This is a genomic window from Streptomyces sp. URMC 123, assembly GCF_051386515.1.
GTDB lineage: Bacteria > Actinomycetota > Actinomycetes > Streptomycetales > Streptomycetaceae > Streptomyces.
Genome location: NZ_JBPQTV010000032.1, coordinates 1 through 19,345, shown reverse-complemented (window position 1 = coordinate 19,345; position 19,345 = coordinate 1). Strand labels below are relative to the sequence as shown.

Sequence of the window (19,345 nt, the reverse complement as noted above, 5' to 3'; positions counted from 1 at the left end):
GGCAGGAGTGACAGTTGTCAACGGGATAGCGCCAAGCCTGAGATGGGGCCACTGAGCCGCGGTGAAGGCGAGGTATCCGGACACCGGAACCGGAGCCGTGGTCCGGCGACGGGGTACTTTCCGGTCATGCACACCGTCGCCGTTCTCGCGCTGGACCGGGTGATCCCGTTCGACCTCTCCACCCCGATCGAGGTCTTCACCCGCACCCGCCTCCCGGATGGGCGCCCCGGCTACCAGATCCGCGTGTGCGCCGAGCGACAGGAGATCGACACCGGGGCCTTCGTCCTGCGCGCACCCTGGGGCCTCGACGGGCTCCGGGGCGCGGACACGATCATCGTGCCCGGCACCGCCGCGCCGGAAGCCCCGCTCTCCTCGAACGTCCGCGGCGCGCTGCGAGCGGCCGCCGCGGACGGCACGCGCATCGCCTCGATCTGTTCGGGCACCTTCCCCCTGGCCGCCGCCGGCCTGCTCACCGGCCTGCGGGCCACGACACACTGGGCCGCCGCCGGTCTCCTGGCCGCCAACCACCCGGACATCGAGGTCGACCCGGACGTGCTGTACGTCGACAACGGGCAAATCCTCACCTCGGCAGGCGCGGCCGCGGGCCTGGATCTGTGCCTGCACATGATCCGCCGCGACTACGGCTCGGCCGTCGCCGCCGACGCCGCCCGCCTGTCCGTCATGCCGCTCGAACGCGAAGGCGGACAGGCGCAGTTCATCGTCCACGACTACGCGCCGACCCCTCGGGGCTCCGCCCTCGAACCGCTGCTCCTCTGGATGCAGGACAACCTCGCCCGCCCCCTCACCCTCGCCGACATCGCCGCCCGGGCCGGCGTCAGCACCCGGACACTGATCCGCCGCTTCGGCGAACAGACCGGCACCACCCCGCTCCAGTGGCTCCACCGCGCACGCATCCGCCAGGCCCAACACCTCCTGGAGACCACACACCACTCCGTCGAGCGCATCGCCGCCCAGGTCGGCTTCGGCTCGTCCACGGCCTTCCGCGACCGCTTCAAACGCACCGTCGGCGTCAGCCCCCACGCCTACCGCCGCTCCTTCAGCTGACGGCGCCCTGTACTCCTACGGCCCGGTAGGGGCGAGCACTGACAGCGCCTCCGCCGCTCAGCCGCCCCACCCACTGCACGGCAGCGACAGCCTCACGACCACCGCCCCGCGCGCACGTCACTCGGCGAAGCGGCGGACGTAGCGTTTCTGCCAGGGCGTTTCGACGGCGTGCCGGTCGTATCCGCGGCGCACGAAATCCACCGCCTCGTGGGGCGGCACCCCGTCCAGAACGGCGAGACAGGCGAGGGCCGTTCCGGTACGGCCGCGGCCTCCGCCGCAGGCGATTTCGACGCGCTCGTCGGCGGCGCGGGCCCAGGCCTCGCGCAGGACGGCCCGGGCCTCCTCGCAGTCGCTCGGCAGCCGGAAGTCCGGCCAGCGCAGCCACCGGGCGTCCCAGGGCACCTCGGGGGGCCGCTTGCCGAGCAGGTACACGGCGTACGTGGGCGTCGACCCGGCCGGGAGCGGGTGGCGCAGCCCTCGGCCCCGCACGAGGCGCCCGGAGGGGAGCCGCAGAACCCCCGCGTCGGTGGCCTTCCAGGTCCCGGCCCCGTCGATTCGGTCGTATGTCTTACCCATGCCGCGATTCTCGACCACGTGACCACGGCGTGCCGAACCATGCAGGGAATTGGTGGTCCCTCCGCCGACATGGCCAGGGCGCGGCGGCCCCTCTGCCGACCGGCGGCCCCCCCCTGTTGATCGGCAGAGGGGCGTGCCAGGGTGTCGGCATGCGCAGAACACCCGATGGGCGGCCGATCCCGCCATTACGTGCCGATGAACGCTCCATGCTGGACAGCTGGCTGGAGTTCCACCGCGCCACCCTCGCGCTGAAGTGCGAGGGGCTCGACGACCAACAGGTCCGTACGGCCTCCGCCGAGCCGTCGCCGATGACCCTGCTGGGGCTGGTCCAGCACATGGCGGAGGTCGAGAGAAGCTGGTTCCGGCGGGTCTTCGCACGCCAGGACGTGCCCATGCTGTACGGGGACCGGGCGACGTACGGCTTCACGCTCGACCCCGAGCAGGGGATCGACAAGGCGCTGGCCACCTGGCGCGCCGAGATCGACCTCGCCCGCGAACTGACCGCCGACGCCTCACTGGACGACTGCGGCCGGCTCTCCGAGGAGGACGCGGCCGGCCTGGGTGAGCCGGAGGTCTCGCTGCGCTGGATTCTGGTCCACATGATCGAGGAGTACGCGCGCCACAACGGCCACGCGGATCTGATCAGGGAGCGCATCGACGGGGTCACGGGGACGTGACGCGTCCGGCCGGCGGGGCCCCGCCGGCCGGTCCTCAACGGCGGGCGCCCCCTCTTATGGCTCGGTCGGCAGCACGCCCGCACAAAAATCCGCTGGACGAGCCGATCTTCCGTTTCCTAGGGTGGCCCCCATGTCCAGTCCCGAGGCGTCAAGACGCTAGCCACCGGCCGTTCGGTGGCTTCTCCTCCCGCCGCGCCGAAGCGCCGCCCCCTCCGAGTCGTCGGCTGACGAACCGCCGCCTCCGAGGCCGCGCGCCCTTCCGCTCCGCGCGCCACCGGATCGCCGTCGTACGGGACTGTCTTCCCGGAATTCCGCAGGGCCGTCGCCACCGTCCGTGGTGAGGTCCGCCCTGCCGTTTCCGGTTCCCTTCTCGCGGTGATTGCCGCGCGCGCCCGGCCGGACGGCCGCCTTCACGCCCGTCCGCACGCCACGGCGACGGCGCGGTGCGCCGCGTTCTGTCACCCACTCTCGACGCGGCTGTGGAGCCTTACTCATGCCCCTTGCTCTCTACATGCTCGGACTGGCGGTCTTCGCCCAGGGGACGTCCGAGTTCATGCTGTCCGGCCTGGTGCCGGACATCGCCGCCGACCTCCAGGTGTCCCTTCCGGTGGCCGGCACCCTGACGTCGGTCTTCGCACTCGGAATGGTCGTCGGCGCGCCATTGACGGCGGTCGTCGGCCTGCGGTGGTGCCGACGCCGGGCGCTGCTGTCGTTCCTGGCGGCCTTCGTGCTCGCTCATGTCGTCGGCGCGATCACCACGAGTTTCGGCGTCCTGCTGGCCACGCGGGCCGTCGGCGCCCTGGCCAACGCGGGGTTCCTGGCCGTGGGCCTCGCGACGGCGGCCGGCATGGTCGAGGCGAACGCCAAGGGGCGTGCCACCTCGGTCCTGCTCGGCGGTGTCACGCTCGCGTGCGTCGCCGGGGTGCCGGCCGGCGCCCTGCTGGGCCAGCTGCTGGGCTGGCGATCGGCGTTCTGGGCGGTGGCCCTCGTCTCCGTGCCGGCGTTCCACGCCATCCTGCGGTGGGTGCCGGCAACGACGTCGGCGGCCACGGGCCGCGGGGCGGGGCCCTCGGGCGCGGGGGCGTCCGGGGCGTCCGGGGCGTCCGGGGCGCGGGCCGGCGACTTCCGGGCGCGCCGCGAGTTGCGGGCGCTGCGCCGCCCCCGGCTGCTCGTCCTGCTGGCCCTGGGCGCCCTGGTGAACGGCGCCACCTTCTGTACGTTCACCTATCTGGCTCCCCTGGTCACCGGCCCCGCCGGACTGGCGGAAGCGTGGGTGCCGGTGGTGCTGGCGCTCTTCGGCATCGGCTCCTTCGCGGGTGTGACGATCGCCGGACGGCTGTCGGACGCGCGCCCGATGCGGCTCCTGGTGCCCGGCGGCCTGGCGCTGCTCGTCGGCTGGCTGCTGTTCCCGGCCGTCGTGGACCACGCGATCGCGGTGTTCGCGCTCGTCCTCGTCCAGGGGGCGCTCTCGTTCGCCGTCGGGTCCACGCTGATCGCCCGTGTGCTGTACGAGGCGGTGGAAGCGCCGTCGTTGGGTGGCGCGTTCGCGACGGCCGCGTTCAATGTGGGCGCGGCGGTCGGGCCCTCCCTGGGCGGCGCCGCGATCGGCGCGGGGCTCGGCCACCGCGCGCCGCTGTCGGTCAGCGCGCTGCTGGTGGCGGCCGCGTTCGGCACGGCGGGCCTGGCCCTGGCGGTGCGGCGAGTGCGGGCCCGCCGGGGTGAGCCGGCCGGGAGGACGCTCACCTCCTGACCGACCCCCCGGGCACCACCACCCGTGCGAAGATCACTTTCGCTACGTACGAGTTCCCACCGCGGAAGGTTGACGATGTACGCGATATCCCTGGGTGACGACGGCGCGGAGCTGTGCCCGCTGGAGACCTGGCAGGCCGAGGAGTTCCTGGCCCATATCGACCGGGGGCGGGAGTTCATCGGGCAGCACAACGCGCTGCCCGATGTCGTCACGGACCTGGAGTCGAGCCGGGCGTTCCTGCGGGCGTACGCGGAGAAGGCCGCGGCCGACACCGGGCGCATCCACGGCATCCGCCTCGGCGGCACGCTGGTCGGCGCCGTCATCCTCCGCACGCTGGACGTCCGGCAGGGCACCGCCGAGGCGGGCTGCTGGCTGGAGCCTGCGGCCACCGGCAAGGGCCTGGTCACCCGGGCCGCGACCGCGCTCATCGACTGGGCCGTCGAGGAGCGGGGCATCCACCGCGTGGAGTGGGTGGTGTCCGTGGGCAACGAGCCCAGCATCGCCGTCGCGCGGCGGCTCGGCATGACGCGCGACGGCGTGCTGCGGCAGAGCCATCTCCACCGGGGGGTGCGGCACGACGAGGAGGTCTGGTCGGTGCTCGCACCGGAGTGGCGGGCGCGCCGACGGACGCCTTGATTCCCTGAGCGCGCCAGCGGACGCCTCGCTTCCGTGGGCGCGCCGACGGACGCCTTAGTTCCGTGAGCGCGCCGGCGGACGCCTTAGTTCCGCGGCCGCAGCAGTTCGAAGACACTGGAGAAGCTGTCCTCGCCGTGGCCGTCGGCCGAGCGCCTGTCGAGCAGGGACTTCAGCGGCTCCAGGACATCGGTGGCGATCCCGTGGGCCCGGCTGAGCCGGAGGAGGCCGTCGACCGCCGGCCGGTTCAGATCGACCGTGGAGACCCCGCCCCCCGTACGACCCCGCCCCCGCCTCCCGGGCCAGCTCGGGCACGAAGCCGGCCATGCCGCGCAGCCACCGGGCCGCCAGCGGGGCGAAGTCCTCCGGGGCGGTGCCCAGCGTGTCCAGCAGCGCGGCGGAGTGCAGGAATCCGGTCAGGGCCGCGTAGCCGGTGCCGAGGAGTGCCAGGGAGTGGGTCTCCGCCGAACCGGGGTCGGAGCCGACGTAGTGGGCCGGCGCCATCACCTCCAGCGCGCGCCGGTGGGTGGCGAAGACCTCCCGGGAGCCGCTGTAGAGGAAGAAGCCCTCCGGGGTGGCGACCGTCTCGGGGAGCGCCATCATGGCCCCGTCGAGAAGGGCGGCGCCGCGGTCCGCCGCCCGGCCGGCGAGTTCGCGGGCCTGCTCGGGGGTGACGTTGGCGAGGTTGACCAGTGTGCGGCCGCGCAGCGCGGGGCCGACGGAGTCGAGGGTGCGGCGTACGGCGTCGTGGTCGAGGAGCGGGGCGACGACCAGTGGGCTCGCCGCGACCGCCTCGGCGGCGGTGGCCGCGCGCAGGGCGCCGCGCCCGGTCAGCGCCTCGGCCTTCGCCGGGGTGCGGTTCCATACGGTCGTCACGTAGCCGGCGTCGAGGAATGCGGAGGCGATCGGGGCGCCCATCCGGCCGAGGCCGAGGACGGTGACGCGCGGTGGGGCCTGCTCAGACATGCCGCTCCCCCTTGGTGATCGTCCCGATGACACCGGCGATGCCGTCGGCGCCGTGCCCGTCGGCCGCCGCCCGCTCCAGCAGGCTCCGGAAGAGGTCCGGCACATCGGTGGCCAGACCGTGCGCCCTGCTGGTGTGGACGAGGTGTTCCATCGCCGCCGCGTGCACCTCCACGGTGCCGTCGTCGTTCGGGAACCGTCCGTCCTCGATCCGACGGGCGTGATCGGCCATCAGCGAGGTGACGAACGGCATGTGTCCGGTCGCCACCGCCGCGAAGGCGGTCGGGTCGACGCCGGCCGCGCCCACGAGGGCAACGGCGTGGTAGAAGCCCGCCAAGGCGCCCCACGCCAGGCCGAACAGCGCCGTGTCGTACACCGCCGCGAGCTCCGGGCCGGGGCCGAGGTGGACGGCGGTGCCCAGGCTCGTCAGCACGGCGCGGTGCTCGGCGAAGCCGCGCGGGGAGCCGCTGAGGACGAACAGTGCCTCGCGGCGCCCGACCAGCCGGGTGCCGCTCATCGCGGCGCCGTCCAGATAGTCGGCGCCGTGTCCGGCCGCCCACTCGGCGGCGCGGGTGGCGTCCTCGGGGGTGCCCGAGGTCAGGTTCACCAGCACCCGGCCGCGTAGGCTGTCGGCCACCGGCCCGAGCAGGTCCCGTACGGTCGCGTAGTCCGGCAGGCAGACCACGACCAGCGGGCTCGCGGTCACCGCCGCCCGCGCGGTGTCCGCACGCACGGCGCCCTGGGCGACGAGCGCGTCGGCCTTGGCGGCGGTCCGGTTCCATACGGTCGTGGCGTAGCCGGCGGCGATGAACGCCTGGGCGAGCCGGGTCCCCATCTGCCCGAGGCCGATCACCGACACCGCCGAGCGCTCGTGGCCCCCGTTCCCGCCGCTCTTCCCGTGCTCCTCGCTGTACTCCCCGGACTTTCCGCTGTTCTTCTCGTTCTCCGCCATGTCCCCGCTCCCGCTCTCTGCCGTGGGCTCCAACCGCGCCGAACCGGTTCGTTCGGCGTGATCCCACGATGCGGGCCGGCTCTGTCGGGAGTATGGCGGTGCGCTGTCGGTGCTCTGTCGGGCTCTGTTGGGCCTTTGTCGAGCCGCGGGCGGCGGCCTCGCCTCGGTCTCACTCCGCGGCCGACGCCGTACGGTCAGCCGCCGTCCGTACGCTCGCCCGCCGCCGTACGCTCGGCCACCTCCGTACGCTCGCCCGCCGTCGTACGCTCGGCCCACGCCGTGCGCTCGGCCCGCGCGAGCCAGTCCAGGTACCACTCGGCGAAGGTCAGACGCTCGGCGCCCGGGCGCGTCTTCGGCACGGCGCCCTCGCCCACGGCCTGGACGTCGTCCCAGACGGTGCCGGCCTCGGGGCCGGTCACCGCGAGCGCCGAGTAGTAGCCGCAGCCCTGGTCGCTGATGTACAGCACACCGGTGAAGAGCTGCTCGCGCAGCTCGTCGTCCCGGGTGTCCCAGGCGTGGTAGGCGCGGAGGAACTCCTCGTCGCTCGCGAAGCCGTCACGAGTGGGCTCGTTCTCCTGGTGCTCGTCGAAGAGAGCGCCCACGATGTCCGGGCGGAACGGTTCGGCGAGCCGCTCCGCCCGGGCGGCGTTGCGCTCGGCGCCGGGCCGCAGAGGGAAGATCCCGTAGTCGGGGCCGGCGCCCCCGGCCCCGACCTCCAGGAGGAAGCCGCGGTACTCCTCGGGCAGCCGGACGCCCAACTCGCCCTCCACCTCGTGCAGTTCTCCCGGCGTCAGCGGCGGCAGCAACTCGAAGCGGTGGCCGTGGTCATCGAGCCACACGGCACCGAACACGTCGCTCATTCCCGGGGCCGTGCGCAGCGCGAGCACGCGCTCGCGCACCCCCGTCCAGATGCTCGTCACCGGGCCACACTACCCAGCGTGCCCGCGGGCCCCCGCGCCCGCCCACGGCCGTTGTCAGCCCCTCCGGCTACCGTGCCGGTCATGTACTTCTCCGTGCTGGGCCCGCTGACCGCCGCCACGCCCGCCGGGCTGCCCGTCGACATCCCCGAGCCGAAGGTCCGCGCGCTGCTGGCCGCCCTGCTCGTCCACGCGGGGCGTACGGTCTCGGCCGACCGGCTGGTGGACGACCTGTGGGGCGAGCGCCTCCCCCGCAACCCGGTCGGCGCCCTGCACACGAAGGTCTCCCGGCTGCGCCGGGCCCTGGCGCGGGCCGAGCCCGGGGCCGACGCGCTGGTCGAGTCGAGACCTCCGGGGTACGTGCTGCGCGTCGGCCCCGCGGACACGGACGCGGGGCGGTTCGCGGCCGCCACCGCCGCCGCGTACGCCACCGACGATCCGCGCGCCAGGGCCGATCTGCTGACGGAGGCGCTGGCGCTGTGGCGGGGCGAGGCCCTCGCCGACCTTGGCGACATGGACTTCGCGCGCACGGCGGCCGCGCGCCTGGAGGAGCAGCGGCTGACCGCGCTGGAAGCGCTCGCCGAGGCCCGGCTGGACCTGGGCGAGCACCATACGCTCCTCGGCGAGCTGGGCGAGCTGACGGTTCGTCACCCATTGCGGGAGCGCCTGCGCGCCGTTCAGCTCCGGGCGCTCTACCGGGCCGGGCGGCAGTCGGAGGCACTGGCCGTCTATGCCGCGCTGCGGCGGCAACTGGCCGACGAGTTGGGCGTCGATCCAGGGCCGGAGCTGGCCGCCCTCCACCAGGCGATCCTCGAACACGACGCGGCGCTGCGGGCACCCTCCTCCCCCGCCCCGGGGCGCGGCGGAGAGGACCACAGCGGTCGTGTCGGTCGGGGTGGCGAGGACGGCCCCGGCGGTCAGGAGGGCCAGGGCGGTCAGAGCGGTCGCATCGGTCACAGCGGCCAGGACGGTCGCGGCGATCAGAGGGGCCAGGGCGGCCAGGGTGTCCACGGCGACGGGCACAGCGGCTTGTCCGCTCCCCTCACCGATCTGATCGGCCGCGCGCGAGCGGTGCCCGCGATACGCGCGTTGCTCGGCGCCCACCGGCTGGTGACGCTGACCGGTTCGGGCGGGGTGGGCAAGACCCGGCTGGCGGAGGAGGTCGCCCGGCAGGTGGCCGGCGGCTACCCCGACGGGGTACGGATGGTCGCACTCGCCGGTTCCACGGCGGTGGCCGAGCAGCTCAGCGCCGCCCTGGGCGTACGGGAGGAGGGGGCGGTCGGGCTGGAGGCGGCCCTGCGGCCGAGGCGGCTCCTGCTGCTGCTCGACAACTGCGAGCACGTCGTCGAATCGGCCGCCGAGACCGTACGCCGGGCGCTGGCCGCCGCTCCCGGACTGAGCGTCCTGGCCACCAGCAGGGAGCCCCTCGGGCTGGCCGGGGAAGCGGTGTGGACGGTGCCCCCGCTGTCGCAGGCCGACGCCGAGCGCCTGTTCGCGGTGCGCGCGGCGGCCGCGGCGCCCGGGTACGCCGTCACCGGGGACGACCCCGGGGCCGTCGCGACGATCTGCCGCCGCCTCGACCGCATCCCTCTCGCGCTGGAGCTGGCCGCCACGCGGGTCCGTGCGCTGGGAGTGCGGGAGATATCCGCCCGGCTGGACGACAGGTTCCGGCTGCTCGCCGGCGGCCACCGGGGCGTGCCACCGCGCCAGCGAACGCTGCGGGCGGTGATCGACTGGAGCTGGGAGCTGCTCGCCGACGACGAACGCGCGCTCCTGCGCCGCCTGGCGGTGTTCACCGACGGCTGCACGCTGGAAGCGGCCGAGACGGTGTGCGGTGGCGGGGGCCTGGACGTCCTCGATCCGCTGATCCGGCTGGTGGACCGCTCCCTGGTCACCGTCAGCGAGGCCGACGGCGGCCCGGCGGCGGCCGGTCTCCCGGCCGACGGCACTCGACCGCGCGGTCCTCGCTACCGGCTGCCGGAGTCGATCGCCCTGTACGCGCGGGAGCGCCTGGCGGAGGCGGGCGAGATTGACGCTCTCGAACGGGGTCACCACGCGTACTTCACCGAGCTGGCCGAACGCGCGGCAGCCGGCCTCCACGGCCCCGACCAGCAGAACCTGCTGGCGCTTCTCGACGGCGAACGCGCGAATCTGCGCGATGCCCTGGAGCGCGCCGTGCTGCGGAAGGACGCCGTCGGGGCGCTGCGGCTGGCCCTCGCCTCGGCCTGGTACTGGTTCCTGCGCGGACGGCTGAGCGAGGCCCGGCGGTCACTGGAGGAGACCCTGCGGATCGCGGGCGACGCGCCGGCGGCACTCCGGTCCCGGGCCGCCCTCTGGCACGCGGGGTTCGCCGTACTGGCCGGAGAAGGAGGGGACCGCACGGCGCGGGTGCCGGCGTTCGCACCCGTGCCCGTGCCCGAGTCCGGCGCGAGGGCGGGGACCGACGACCGTACGGGGTCGGCCGCCCGTGATCGTACGCGCGCGGCACCGGGTGGTCGTACGGCGCGGGCCTCGGCCGACGGTACGGTGCCGACGTCCGGCGCGGGCCGCACCGCCGACGAGCTCGCCGGTGGCGCGCGGGAACTCTGGTTCCTCGGCCACGCGCTGCTCACCGCGGGCGAGGACCTGCCCCGCAGCGAGGCCCTCGTGGACCGCGCGCTGCACCGCGCCCGCGCGGCCGGTGACACCTGGGCGACCGCGGCGGCCCTGAGCACCCGGGCCACCCAGGCGCTGCTACGGGGGAACCTCTCGGCGCTGCGCCGCGCCGCCGAGGAGAGCCACGCGCTCTTCGAGGAACTCGGCGACCGCTGGGGGCGATTGCGCGCCGGCTATCCGCTGGCGGCCCTGGCCCAGATCACCGGCGACTACGCCCACGCCGCCCGCCTGCACCAGGACGGCCTCCGTCTCGCCGAGGAGCTGGGCCTGTGGACGGACGCCGCCGACCGGCTCACCGGACTCGGCCGGGTCGCCCTGCTGACCGGTGACGTCTCCCGGGCCGACGAGCTCCACCGGCGGGCGATGGCCCTGGCCGCCGAACACGGCTACGCGGCGGGCGAGGTCCACGCCGGGATCGGCCTCGCGCTGGCCGCCCGGCGCGCGGGAGATCTCGACCTCGCCGAGCGCCGTCTGCGTACGGCGCTCGACTGGCATCGCGCGGTCGAGTTCGGCCCCGGCCCGGCGCTCCTCCTGGCCGAGCTGGGCTTTGTCGCCGAGCGGCGCGGCGACGCCGCCGAGGCTCTCTCCCTGCACCGCCAGGGTCTCGCCGTGGCCCGGGACAGCGGCGACCCGCGGGCCGTCGCTCTCGCGCACGAGGGCCTGGCCGGCGCCCACGCCCTCGCCGGGGAGCCGGCGTTGGCCGCCCGCCTGCTCGGCGCGGCCGCCCGGGCCCGCGAGGCCGCCGGCGCGCCACTGCCGGAGGCCGAGCGCGGCGACGTGGACCGCGTCACCGCGGCGGTCCTCGCAGCGCTGGGCCCGGAGGCGTTCGCCGAGGAGTTCTCCGCGGGCCCCGGGGAGTACTGCCCCGAGCTCCGGGAGCTCTCCGCGGATGTCCCCGAGGGGAGCGGGGCACGCGGGTGACGAGGTGACAGGGAGCCGGACGTCGACTTCACCCCGCTGCGTGAGCAGGACCTCGCCGCAGCTGGCTTCGGCACTGCCGCCTGAACCGGAGCCGCCCCCGCGCTGGCGGGGGCGGTCCTGCGACCACGATGGATCACCGGTCGTTCACGATGCGGGTGCGGCCCCAGGCGGCATTGGTCGGCAGGCGCAGAGTCGTGTACTTCAGCTGTTACCCAGGGCGCGGCCCAGAAGAGGAAGCAGGCGGTCCCAGTGACGTTTCAGCCCGGAGGCGTTGAAAGCGTCGGTGTCGGACATGGTGAAGCCATGGATGGTGCCGGGGTAGATCTCAGAGGTGTGGTTGACACCTGCGGCATCCAGGGCCTGGTTGAGCTCGCCGAGTGCCTCGGGCGTCATGTCGCCTTCGGCGTGGCCGAGGTGAACCTCGGCGGTGAGCTGGGAGAAGAGGGCGGGCCCGTCGGCGCCCACCGGGCCGTGGAATCCGGCGACGGCGGCCACCTGGCCGGGGAAAGCAGCGGCGGTGCGCATCGCCAGGAGACCGCCTATGCAGTAGCCGGTCACCGCGAGCGGACCGGCACCGACCTCGGGCTGGGCGGTGAGGAACCTGAGGTAGGCGTCGGCGTCGCGCAGGACACGTTCGGCGCTGTGCGCCTTGATCAAGGGCATCAGCTGGGCGAAGACCGCGGGCCGGGCCTCTTCTCCGATGTGCGCCGGAAGCTCGATCACCGGAGCCGGGCCATGCCGGTAGAAGAAGTTGGGGACGAGCACGTAGTACCCGTGCCCGGCCAGTTCGCGGGCCATCTCCTGCAGCACGGGCCGGATGCCGAAGCCGTCCGCGTACATCAGCACCCCCGGGTACCGCCCGCCAGTGTCGGGGAAGGCGGCGAATGCGTCGGCCTGGCCGTCCGCGGTGGGAATCTGCAACGTCTTGGTGGGCATGAATTCTCCTGTCGTGGTTGATGTGTCGAGCCTGTGATCAACACGACGGAGGCGGAGCCCGCGCAGCAGCGCGAGATCCCCGATCGAGCAGCGGGCCGGCACTGGCCCGCGCGGCGCTCAGAAGAGCACCGGGTCACCAATCCGTGTGCGGCGCGATGCCATCCCGGTAGTCATCCCCACAAGATAGTCCACAGCCCTGGTCATCCGGTGCGACAACATGACCACATGCGGGAGCAGGGCGGAACGGCGTCACGCTTCGTATCCGAACGCGAGTACATCCGGGAGAAGTCCCGGGAGGGCCAGGCGTCCGTCCGCGAGCGCGGCCGGCATGGCGGTCAGCGGGGCCAGTCCGGGGCCGGGTCCTCGTCGAGCAGGGGCCGGATCGCGCCCAGCACCGCGCCGACGCACACATCGCGCAGTTCGGTCCTGGAGCAGGTCTCCTCGGTGAGCCAGTCCACGCACAGCACCTGGACGAACACCAGCCAGCTCTTGAGGACGCCCGACACCGCCTGCCGGGTGGTGTCGTCGGCGAGCGGGAGCACGCCGAGCAGCCGCTCGCGCAGGGCGTCGAGCTCGTCGTTCATGATCGTCTGGATCAGGCGGTCCCCGGCCAGGTCGCGGTTCGCCGCCAGGACGGTGTTGCGGTTCTCCGCGAAGTACTCGATATGCGCGTCCAGGCCCTCCACGAGCTGCTCGACCAGGGTGTCGGCGGGGTCGAACCGGGACTTGGCGAGCAGTTCCGCGGCCACCTGCCGGTAGAGGGCGGCGAAGAGGTCCCGCTTGCTCGGGAAGTAGCGGTAGAGCAGCGCGCGGGAGACCCCGGCGCGCTCGGCGACGCCCTCCATCAGCACCTCGTCGTAGGGGTGCGCGGCGAAGAGCCGGGCGGCGACGGCGAGGAGCTGGGCGCGGCGTTCGGTGGGGCTCAGGCGCGTACGGGGAGGCACGGACGCATGGTACTTGACACGTGTCCACTAGTGGGCCGTAGCCTGGTGGACACGTGTCTACTAACGGGGGTGCCGGTCATGGCCAAGGCAAGGACACTGCGGGGGCTCGCCCTGGTGATGGGGTATGCCTGCGTGGCGATCGGGCTGTTCCACGTTCTGCTCGGCAACGCCTCGATCCCGGGCGAGGGTTCGGCCGGCCCGACGATCGACAGCCTCGGGCGGTTCTTCGGCGCCATCTTCGCCGGGTACGGCCTCGGCTGGCTCTGGGCGGCCCGCCAGTCGCCCGTCCCCGCGCGGGCGGTGCGCTGGCTGGCCGGGGTGTTTCTGCTGGGGGCGCTCGGGCGGCTGCTGTCGCTCGCCGTGCACGGGTGGCCGCACGGCTTCCAGGTGGCGCTGACCGTCCTCGAACTGGTGCTGCCGCCGGTGTTCTTCTGGCTGGCGGACGCCGACGAAACGATGGCCAGAGGCAGCGCGTACGCGCGTTGATAATGTTGCCGCGGTGGGACGTCGTCGATGTCGTCCGGATGGGGGAATCATGACGGCAACGGGCGCACCGCCCATCGTTCTCGTCCACGGGACGCGTTTCAGCGCGGGGCAGTGGAGCCCGCAACTCACCGCGCTCCGCGACGACTTCCCCGTGGCCGCCGTGGACCTGCCGGGGCACGGAGCCCGCTCCGCCGAGCCCTGGAGCCTGAGCGCGGCGACGGACATCATCGCCGCCGCGGTGGACGCGCTCGACCGCGGGCCGGCCCTCGTCGTCGGCCACTCGCTCGGCGGGTACGTCGCGCTGGAGTTCGCCCGGCGCCGCCCGGAGCGGCTGCGCGGGCTGGTCCTCGCGGGGGCCAGCGCCTCGACGCGCGGGGCGTGGACGGTGCCGTACCGATGGGCCGCCGGGCTGGTGCCCCGGGTGCCGCCGGCCCGACTGACCCGGTGGAACGACCGGTTGCTGCGCCGGATGTACCCGCCCGAGGTGGTCGGGGCGACCATCCGCTCCGGCTACGCGTTCCACGCCCTGCCCGCCGCCTGGGGCGAGGTGTTGGGCCGCTTCGACGCGCGGGCCATGCGCCATGTCGCGGCCCCCGTCCTCATCCTGAACGGCGAGAAGGACACGGTCTTCCGGTCCGGCGAGCGGGAGTTCGCCCGCGCGCACCCCCGCGCGCGGATCGAACTGATTCCCCGGGCGCGGCACCTGGCGAACTTCGACGCCCCGGAGGCGTTCACCGACGCGATCCGCCGCTTCGCCCACGAGTTGCCCACGGCGGTGCCGTTCCCAGGGGGAGGCGCGGTGCGCAGGGCGGCCGGCTGATCAGCGTGCGTCGCGCGGGGCCGGGCGCGACGTCCGGCGCCGTCAGGGGGTGCACGCCTCCGCGATCGAGAGGCTGTTCTCGTACAGGTGGTGCCGGGTGATCCGGCCGTTCTCGACGGTGAGGCGCAGCGCGAAGGGGCCCGCGAAGGACTTGCCCGTCGCGCGGACGGTCCCCGCGACGTGACCCATCAGGACGGCGTCGGCGCCGTCGACGAGGAAGGTGTCGACGGACGCGCGGGCGTCCTCGGGCACGGTGTGCTCGGCCAACTCCGCCGCCTGGGCGGCGCATTCGGCGGCGGTCGAGCGGGGCCGTATCCAGGGAACCGCCGGGTTCTCGGCGAGCTGCCAGTCGACCGTGTCGGCGAAGAGCGCGGTGAGTCCCTCCGTGTCCCCGGCGAGGCGGAGGGCGAGGAACTTCTCAACGGTGGCGCGGGTGGCGTCCGCGGTGGTGGGCGTCATGGGCCCAGTCTGCCGGGGGCGCCACCGGAGCGTCGATGACGTCGGGGGTAAGGGCGGTGCGCTGAGCGCTTCCTCAAGGGTCTTCGCACAGGGGCGGGCCGTATCGAACCCATGATTTTCCGCCTCGGAGGCAGCAGGCTAGCCAAAGAACACCGAGTGCGGCACCGACGCCCCGCCGTACACCCCGCTCGAGCCGGGCGACAACGTGTCCTGCGGGATGGTGCACGCTTCGTCCCGGTACAGCGTGGCCACAGTGTCCGTGACGTTGTCGACCACACCGCCGCCGCCCGGCATGACAAGGCACTCGTCGTCGGGCGGGTTCTCCATGACCTCGCGGAAGCCGGTGTCGGCCCGGTTGTAGGCGAACCTGCCGGACGCCGCCTGGGCGTTGGTCGACACGCCTGTGATCAGGACCGCGACCGAACCGGCGACGAGGACTGTCCTGGCCAGTCGTTTCCACACACGCATGCGGGTCCCCCTTCTCCCTTGCCCGGTAAGGCTGTTACCACTACACCAGGGACCCGGGCCGGGAGTCGCAACACGGACGGGAAGCACCCGAACAGGGGGCGGCTTGAACGCGCGACCGTAGACGTTCTCCCTGCGGCCCGAACAAGACCAGATACTCGACCGGTCCGGCGGACGATCCGGCGCTCGTGACCCCGTGGGGGACGCGGGTGTCGAACTCGGCGACGTCCCCGGCAGCCAGGACCAGGTCCTGGTCACCGAGCGCGAGCCACAGCCGCCCGTACAGGACGCACAGCCACTCGTAACCCTCGTGGGAGACCTGCCGGGGGCGCCCGGGCGCCCCCTCGACAGCAGGCAGAACGTGCTTGTGGGCGTGCAGGCCGCCGACATACCGGGTAAGCGGCAGCACCACCTTGCCGTCGCCGAAGCTCAGCGGCGCCGAGGTGCGCGGCGCGGCCGCCGGGGCAGTCGCGGTACCGGCCAGCTCGTCCAGAGAGACGCCGTACTCCTTCGCCAGCCGCAGCACCACCTCCAGGGTGGGCTTGCGCCGGCCGGTCTCGATCCGCGACAACGTGCTCGGCGAAATGCCGGTCGAACAGCTGATACCGGCGAGCGTGGCGCCGTGCCGCTCGCGCGCGGCCCGCAGCCTGGGTCCCATCGCCGCCAGCGTGCCGTCCACCTCGTCGCCTGCCACCGTGCCCCTTCCTTCCGACCGCGCCGCCGTCCCGTCCCGTCCCCGTCCCCGTCCCCGTCCCCGTCCCATGAGCTTGCCAGAACGGCAACACCGGTCTCGTCGGGCGGGCGTCGCACCGCATGATCGATGGGTACCCGCCGTCCGCCCGCGAACCGAGGAGAAGCCCCATGCGATCCGAGCCGACCGCCGCGCTCCGCCACCGCACCGTCGAGGCCCCGGCCGGACGCCTGCACCTGGTCGAGCAGGGCACCGGTCCGCTGGTCCTGCTCGTGCACGGTTTCCCCGAGTCCTGGTACTCCTGGCGCCGCCAACTCCCGGCCCTCGCCGCGGCCGGGTACCGGGCAGTGGCGATCGACGTACGCGGCTACGGCCGCTCCTCCAAGCCCGCCGCCACCGATGCCTACCGGATGCTCGACCTGGTGGAGGACAACGTCGCCGTCGTGCGCGCCCTCGGAGAGGAGAGCGCGGTGGTCGTCGGCCACGACTGGGGCTCCAACATCGCCGCCGCCTCCGCCCTGCTCCGCCCGGAGACCGTCCGCGCCGTCGGCCTGCTGAGCGTCCCCTACGCGCCGCCCGGCGGCCCCCGACCCACCGACGTCCTCGGCCGGATCGGCGGCCCCGACCAGGAGTTCTACGTCTCCTACTTCCAGGAGCCCGGCCGCGCCGAGGCAGAGATCGAGCCCGACGTACGGGGCTGGCTCGCCGGCTTCTACGCCGCGTTGTCCGCTGACACCATGCCCGCCCAGGGCGAGCCCGACCCGCACTTCGTCGCCCGCGCCGGCGGCCGGCTGCGTGACCGCTTCCCCACGGGGGCCCTCCCGGCCTGGCTGACCGAGGACGACCTCGACGTCTACGCCGCGGAGTTCGAACGCACCGGAATCACCGGCGCCCTCAACCGCTACCGCACCATGGACCGCGACTGGGAAGACCTCGCCCCCCACCGCGGCGCCCCGATCACACAGCCCGCCCTGTTCATCGGCGGCGCACTGGACGCCTCCACCACCTGGATGGCCGATGCCATCGAGGCCCACCCCACCACCCTCCCCGCCCTGTCCGCCTCCCACCTCCTGGACGGCTGCGGCCACTGGGTCCAGCAGGAACGCCCCGAGGAGGTGAACCGCCTGCTGACCGACTGGCTCGCCACCGTCCAGGGCTGAACCGGGCGGGTTATCCCGGCAGCCTGGCGGAAAGGCCGATCAGTAGTCCAGTTCGACGTAGTCGATGTCGGTGAACTCCACCTGGAGCCCCTGGGCGCGGCGGCCGCGGTCCTTGAAGTAGATCTCCTGGAGGCCCTCGGCGGCGATCTCACGCAGCTGCTGCTCGGTGGCGCCCGCGGATCGCGCGTCGAAGAAGCGGGCGGCGTACTCGGGCGGGAGGTGCTGGGTGACCAGGCGGACGCGGGCGTCGTCCGTGGTGCCCGGGGCCGCCGTGAAGCCGAAGCGGGCGCGGGTCTCGATGACGATGCCGCCCGTCGTGGCGGCCTGCTTCCTGGCCCGCTCGCGGACCTTGGGCTGCCACCGCTTGCGGACCTCCTCGGTCAGGCGGGCCGCCAGCTCCGGGCGCGGCGTCCTGATCTGCCCCTTCACATAGCGCTCGACCGTGCGCTGCGAGACGCCCAGGAGCCGGGCCGCGGCCCTGGTGCCCTTGACCTGCTTGACCAGATAGCGCATCTGCGCCGGCGCCGACTTGGGCGCCGGGCGGGTGAGGTTCGCGGCCTCGGCCTTGTCGAGGCTCTCCTGGAGCATGCCCATGGTGGTTCTTATTCTCCGCCGTCGGCGGCGTCGGTGCCCTTGATGTGGCGGGCCGGGTTGTGGCCTTCGTCGAGCATCTGCACGGCCCACAGCAGGGGCCGGGTGCCCTCGTGCTTGACCATGCCGGGGCTCACGCCGAGGCGGAAGCCGCCGGGCAGCGGCTTGTCGTCGGCGGTGCGCGGCAGGAAGTCCAGCGGCGAGGGGCCGTCGGACAGATAGACGGCGCAGTCGGAGAGGACCGCGATCGGGAAGGCGCCGGCGGCCGCGAGCCTGCTCATCTTGCGGTGCATGTTGATCCGGGCGGCCGCGATGACCGCGGCCCGGATGTCCGGGCGCCAGGTCGGGCGCTCCAGGGCGGGCCAGCGTTCGCCGGGCCGGTATCCGGCGCCCTGGGGGCGCTCGCGGAGTTTGCCGATGCCGCCCTTGACCGTCGACTTGATGGCGGACAGGACGGCGGCCTGTCCGGGGTCGGCGTCCTTGTGGTGTTCCATCGCGGCGAGGAAGTCGGCCTCGCTCAGGCCGGGGACGACGCCGAGCCGCTCCATGGTCGCCATGTACGCGTCGCGCAGCCTGGTGTACCAGGCGTCCAGGTACGGGCCGCACTCGGGGCGGACGTACGCCTCGGTGGGCCGGACGGGGTGGCCGAGCTCGACGGCGTAGGCGACGGTGGGGGTGGCGTACCAGGCCGGGCCGGTGGGGCGCTCGCCGTGCGGGGTGAAGGGGTTCGGCAGCCTCGGGTCGACGGCGACGTGGGACAGGTCGACCAGCCAGGAGCCCGGCAGCTTGGGGTCGAAGGTCGGGGCGGTGACGTGGACGGGGGCGCCGAGGCCGACGGTGAGCCGGTTCGCGGCGGCGGCGAACGCCATGTTGACGTCGATGCCGACGGCGTACGCCTTCGCGCACTCCTCGTCCGTGAGCGACTCCGGGTCGCGCGTCCACTCGTACGCCTCCTCGTCGAGGACCTCGGCCGGGGTGCGCCGGTGGCCGCGCGGGTGGAGGGCGGCGACGACGGGGTGCTCGTCCGGGGCCTCGGGCGGCGCGGGGTCCACGGGCCGGGTGAGCGCGCCGGGGTTCGGCCCGGAGACCCAGCCGCCGGACTGCTCGTCCTTCACGGCGCGGGTGGGCGGGCGCAGCGCGGTCATCAGTTCCAGCCCGCAGACGGCGGTCGAGCCGCGCGGGGTGATCACGCGCTGGGCGTAGTCGACGAGGACGCGGGCGAGTTCGGCCGGCGGCAGCCGGTCCGCGGAGCCCCAGGCGCGGGTGTCGAGGGCGCCCCAGGGCAGGACGGCGAGCTGCACGCACTGGCGCTGTCCGCCGGCGGCCGGGCGGTAGACGCGTGCCCAGGGGCCGAAGCCGCGGCGGGTGAGCTGCCACTTGGCCTTGGCGATCCGGCGGACGACCGGGTGGTCGTCGGGCAGCCGCAGGTTCCGGCGGTCCTCCAGCACGGCGGGCAGGCCGAACCGTTCGGCGGCGCCGTCGGTGAGGAGGACGAGGGGGTCGGAGTCCTGGCCGTTGCGGTTGAGCCGGGGCGCGCCGAGGCGGGCCTCGTGGAGTGTCCACTCCACGAGCGAGGGGATGTCCGTGGCCGGGCAGTCCAGCACGAGGCCGCCGCCGCAGTACACCGTTCCGTCGCCGTCGAGCACGCCCAGGGGGCCGTTGGCGAAGCGGGGGTCGACGGCGG

General features: G+C 74.0%; 19 protein-coding genes. 8 read left to right on the top strand and 11 right to left on the bottom strand.

Going from position 1 to position 19,345, the window contains the following annotated elements; genetic code table 11:
• Window positions 1–126: 126 nt before the first annotated feature.
• Window positions 127–1,065, top strand: a complete 939-nt coding sequence (locus tag ACSNOD_RS06995; protein WP_436765877.1) for a GlxA family transcriptional regulator — start codon at window positions 127–129, stop codon at window positions 1,063–1,065.
• Between the two features lie 117 nt (window positions 1,066–1,182).
• On the opposite strand, the gene ACSNOD_RS06990 is transcribed toward ACSNOD_RS06995, so the two are convergent.
• Window positions 1,183–1,641: a protein-tyrosine phosphatase family protein gene (locus ACSNOD_RS06990; RefSeq protein WP_436765876.1), complete on the bottom strand. Its 459-nt coding sequence runs from the start codon at window positions 1,639–1,641 to the stop codon at window positions 1,183–1,185.
• A gap of 149 nt (window positions 1,642–1,790) precedes the next feature.
• Here ACSNOD_RS06990 and ACSNOD_RS06985 point away from each other — a divergent pair, with 149 nt between their 5' ends.
• The 3 genes from ACSNOD_RS06985 to ACSNOD_RS06975 all read left to right on the top strand — a co-directional run bounded on the left by ACSNOD_RS06985 (window position 1,791) and on the right by ACSNOD_RS06975 (window position 4,704).
• Window positions 1,791–2,318, top strand: coding sequence for a DinB family protein (locus tag ACSNOD_RS06985; RefSeq protein WP_436765875.1), 528 nt, complete (start codon window positions 1,791–1,793; stop codon window positions 2,316–2,318).
• A 493-nt stretch (window positions 2,319–2,811) separates the two neighbouring features.
• Window positions 2,812–4,068 carry a Cmx/CmrA family chloramphenicol efflux MFS transporter gene (locus ACSNOD_RS06980; RefSeq protein WP_436765874.1) on the top strand — a complete coding sequence of 419 codons (1,257 nt, stop codon included), beginning with the start codon at window positions 2,812–2,814 and terminating at the stop codon, window positions 4,066–4,068.
• A gap of 75 nt (window positions 4,069–4,143) precedes the next feature.
• Window positions 4,144–4,704 carry a GNAT family N-acetyltransferase gene (locus tag ACSNOD_RS06975; protein WP_436765873.1) on the top strand — a complete coding sequence of 187 codons (561 nt, stop codon included), beginning with the start codon at window positions 4,144–4,146 and terminating at the stop codon, window positions 4,702–4,704.
• 54 nt (window positions 4,705–4,758) lie between these two features.
• Here the strand turns inward: ACSNOD_RS06975 and ACSNOD_RS06970 are convergent, their stop codons facing one another.
• From ACSNOD_RS06970 to ACSNOD_RS06960, 3 genes are all read right to left on the bottom strand, one after another.
• The gene (locus ACSNOD_RS06970; RefSeq protein ID WP_436765872.1) at window positions 4,759–5,667 is read right to left on the bottom strand and encodes an NAD(P)-binding domain-containing protein; all 909 of its coding nucleotides are present in this window, start codon (window positions 5,665–5,667) and stop codon (window positions 4,759–4,761) included.
• A complete protein-coding gene (locus ACSNOD_RS06965; protein WP_436765871.1) occupies window positions 5,660–6,616 on the bottom strand; it encodes an NAD(P)-dependent oxidoreductase in 957 nt (318 codons plus the stop codon). Before ACSNOD_RS06965 ends, ACSNOD_RS06970 begins: the two co-directional genes overlap by 8 nt.
• A 194-nt stretch (window positions 6,617–6,810) precedes the next feature.
• The gene (locus ACSNOD_RS06960) at window positions 6,811–7,536 is read right to left on the bottom strand and encodes an SMI1/KNR4 family protein (RefSeq protein WP_436765870.1); all 726 of its coding nucleotides are present in this window, start codon (window positions 7,534–7,536) and stop codon (window positions 6,811–6,813) included.
• A gap of 81 nt (window positions 7,537–7,617) precedes the next feature.
• On the opposite strand from ACSNOD_RS06960, the gene ACSNOD_RS06955 reads away from it, so the two are divergent.
• Window positions 7,618–11,109, top strand: a complete 3,492-nt coding sequence (locus tag ACSNOD_RS06955) for an AfsR/SARP family transcriptional regulator (RefSeq protein WP_436765869.1) — start codon at window positions 7,618–7,620, stop codon at window positions 11,107–11,109.
• A 201-nt stretch (window positions 11,110–11,310) separates the two neighbouring features.
• Here the strand turns inward: ACSNOD_RS06955 and ACSNOD_RS06950 are convergent, their stop codons facing one another.
• Both ACSNOD_RS06950 and ACSNOD_RS06945 read right to left on the bottom strand, forming a co-directional pair.
• Window positions 11,311–12,045: a dienelactone hydrolase family protein gene (locus ACSNOD_RS06950; protein WP_436765868.1), complete on the bottom strand. Its 735-nt coding sequence runs from the start codon at window positions 12,043–12,045 to the stop codon at window positions 11,311–11,313.
• A gap of 335 nt (window positions 12,046–12,380) precedes the next feature.
• Window positions 12,381–12,989 (bottom strand): TetR/AcrR family transcriptional regulator, encoded by a 609-nt coding sequence (locus ACSNOD_RS06945; RefSeq protein WP_436765867.1) that lies wholly within the window; start codon window positions 12,987–12,989, stop codon window positions 12,381–12,383.
• Between the two features lie 78 nt (window positions 12,990–13,067).
• Here ACSNOD_RS06945 and ACSNOD_RS06940 point away from each other — a divergent pair, with 78 nt between their 5' ends.
• Together ACSNOD_RS06940 and ACSNOD_RS06935 are read left to right on the top strand one after the other, a co-directional pair.
• Complete coding sequence (locus ACSNOD_RS06940) at window positions 13,068–13,475, top strand: DUF4345 domain-containing protein (RefSeq protein ID WP_436765866.1); 408 nt, start codon at window positions 13,068–13,070, stop codon at window positions 13,473–13,475.
• A 49-nt stretch (window positions 13,476–13,524) separates the two neighbouring features.
• Window positions 13,525–14,295 (top strand): alpha/beta fold hydrolase, encoded by a 771-nt coding sequence (locus tag ACSNOD_RS06935; RefSeq protein WP_436765865.1) that lies wholly within the window; start codon window positions 13,525–13,527, stop codon window positions 14,293–14,295.
• Window positions 14,296–14,337: 42 nt separating this feature from the next.
• Here ACSNOD_RS06935 and ACSNOD_RS06930 read toward each other — a convergent pair whose 3' ends face one another.
• The 3 genes from ACSNOD_RS06930 to ACSNOD_RS06920 all read right to left on the bottom strand — a co-directional run bounded on the left by ACSNOD_RS06930 (window position 14,338) and on the right by ACSNOD_RS06920 (window position 15,913).
• Window positions 14,338–14,754 carry a nuclear transport factor 2 family protein gene (locus tag ACSNOD_RS06930; RefSeq protein WP_436765864.1) on the bottom strand — a complete coding sequence of 139 codons (417 nt, stop codon included), beginning with the start codon at window positions 14,752–14,754 and terminating at the stop codon, window positions 14,338–14,340.
• A 138-nt stretch (window positions 14,755–14,892) separates the two neighbouring features.
• On the bottom strand, window positions 14,893–15,153 hold the full coding sequence (locus ACSNOD_RS06925) for a hypothetical protein (RefSeq protein WP_436765863.1): 261 nt from the start codon (window positions 15,151–15,153) through the stop codon (window positions 14,893–14,895).
• A gap of 109 nt (window positions 15,154–15,262) precedes the next feature.
• Window positions 15,263–15,913, bottom strand: a complete 651-nt coding sequence (locus ACSNOD_RS06920; RefSeq protein WP_436765862.1) for a helix-turn-helix domain-containing protein — start codon at window positions 15,911–15,913, stop codon at window positions 15,263–15,265.
• 167 nt (window positions 15,914–16,080) lie between these two features.
• Here ACSNOD_RS06920 and ACSNOD_RS06915 point away from each other — a divergent pair, with 167 nt between their 5' ends.
• Window positions 16,081–17,070, top strand: coding sequence for an alpha/beta fold hydrolase (locus ACSNOD_RS06915; protein WP_436765861.1), 990 nt, complete (start codon window positions 16,081–16,083; stop codon window positions 17,068–17,070).
• A 39-nt stretch (window positions 17,071–17,109) separates the two neighbouring features.
• Here ACSNOD_RS06915 and tpg read toward each other — a convergent pair whose 3' ends face one another.
• Entirely contained in the window at window positions 17,110–17,664 is a 555-nt protein-coding gene (tpg, locus tag ACSNOD_RS06910; protein ID WP_436765860.1) for a telomere-protecting terminal protein Tpg, read from the bottom strand.
• A gap of 8 nt (window positions 17,665–17,672) precedes the next feature.
• Window positions 17,673–19,345 (bottom strand): telomere-associated protein Tap (tap, locus tag ACSNOD_RS06905; protein ID WP_436765859.1); only part of this gene is annotated, 1,673 nt, incomplete at its 5' end.

What these genes read in the sequence shown, in the direction of transcription:
- ACSNOD_RS06995 (WP_436765877.1), top strand. Translation starts at nt 127, where the DNA reads ATGCACACCGTCGCCGTTCTCGCGCTGGACCGGGTGATCCCGTTCGAC.
- ACSNOD_RS06990 (WP_436765876.1), bottom strand. Translation starts at nt 1,641, where the DNA reads ATGGGTAAGACATACGACCGAATCGACGGGGCCGGGACCTGGAAGGCC.
- ACSNOD_RS06985 (WP_436765875.1), top strand. Translation starts at nt 1,791, where the DNA reads ATGCGCAGAACACCCGATGGGCGGCCGATCCCGCCATTACGTGCCGAT.
- ACSNOD_RS06980 (WP_436765874.1), top strand. Translation starts at nt 2,812, where the DNA reads ATGCCCCTTGCTCTCTACATGCTCGGACTGGCGGTCTTCGCCCAGGGG.
- ACSNOD_RS06975 (WP_436765873.1), top strand. Translation starts at nt 4,144, where the DNA reads ATGTACGCGATATCCCTGGGTGACGACGGCGCGGAGCTGTGCCCGCTG.
- ACSNOD_RS06970 (WP_436765872.1), bottom strand. Translation starts at nt 5,667, where the DNA reads ATGTCTGAGCAGGCCCCACCGCGCGTCACCGTCCTCGGCCTCGGCCGG.
- ACSNOD_RS06965 (WP_436765871.1), bottom strand. Translation starts at nt 6,616, where the DNA reads ATGGCGGAGAACGAGAAGAACAGCGGAAAGTCCGGGGAGTACAGCGAG.
- ACSNOD_RS06955 (WP_436765869.1), top strand. Translation starts at nt 7,618, where the DNA reads ATGTACTTCTCCGTGCTGGGCCCGCTGACCGCCGCCACGCCCGCCGGG.
- ACSNOD_RS06950 (WP_436765868.1), bottom strand. Translation starts at nt 12,045, where the DNA reads ATGCCCACCAAGACGTTGCAGATTCCCACCGCGGACGGCCAGGCCGAC.
- ACSNOD_RS06940 (WP_436765866.1), top strand. Translation starts at nt 13,068, where the DNA reads ATGGCCAAGGCAAGGACACTGCGGGGGCTCGCCCTGGTGATGGGGTAT.
- ACSNOD_RS06935 (WP_436765865.1), top strand. Translation starts at nt 13,525, where the DNA reads ATGACGGCAACGGGCGCACCGCCCATCGTTCTCGTCCACGGGACGCGT.
- ACSNOD_RS06930 (WP_436765864.1), bottom strand. Translation starts at nt 14,754, where the DNA reads ATGACGCCCACCACCGCGGACGCCACCCGCGCCACCGTTGAGAAGTTC.
- ACSNOD_RS06915 (WP_436765861.1), top strand. Translation starts at nt 16,081, where the DNA reads ATGCGATCCGAGCCGACCGCCGCGCTCCGCCACCGCACCGTCGAGGCC.
- tpg (WP_436765860.1), bottom strand. Translation starts at nt 17,664, where the DNA reads ATGGGCATGCTCCAGGAGAGCCTCGACAAGGCCGAGGCCGCGAACCTC.